Raw genomic sequence first — 667 nt, 5'->3', positions numbered from 1 at the left:
CTTGCATTAGAGCGACTGCTGCACGGTAGTCGTTACCACCGTAGTGAGCGTCTAACAATGCGGCAAGCGGCTGCATACGCTCCAAATGCATTAGCATCCAGTCTTCAAGCGATTGCTCTTGACCGTTATTAATGATATGTAAACCTTCACGGCGACCTTCGTTGACCACACGCTCTAGGTTAACAGCGAGTGCCTCTTCTTCTTCAGGCAGCAAATCAGGTGAATCGCTGAATAGACAGTAGAGCGCCATCACTTCTAAGAAGCAAGCACTAGAGAGACGAATACCAACATCGCTATAAGGATCGAGATCAATAGCACGAAACTCAACGTAAGCAATACCGCGACGCTCAAGCGCTTCGGTTGGTGTCTCACCACTCATCGCAATTTGCTTAGGACGGATAGGGCTATAGTATTCGTTTTCTATTTGCAGGATGTGATTATTGATCTGAATTGGGTTGCTATCTTCATCTTCCAGACCAAGCTTGGCAAAACTCTCATGCGGTGTTTGGATCGCGCGGCGTAGTCCAGCGACATACTCTGGCAAATAGTTATAACGAATATCTAGCTGCTCTTGCACGCTATTGGTATAGCCAAGCTTGCCCATACGCAGACTGGTGGCAGTTGGCTTATAGTAGGTTGAGTCATTTAGTAGCTCTAAGTCATGCTC

The 667-nt window shown here is 47.2% G+C and carries 1 pseudogene; it reads right to left on the bottom strand.

The window, feature by feature from the left end:
• A pseudogene (locus ACS8FC_RS18060) lies at positions 1–667 on the bottom strand (glutamate--cysteine ligase); the annotation flags it as partial.

This window comes from Psychrobacter sp. 1Y4 (assembly GCF_051847555.1).
Note: the sequence above shows the minus strand (reverse complement) of the source record. Positions and strands in the feature narration are given on the sequence as shown.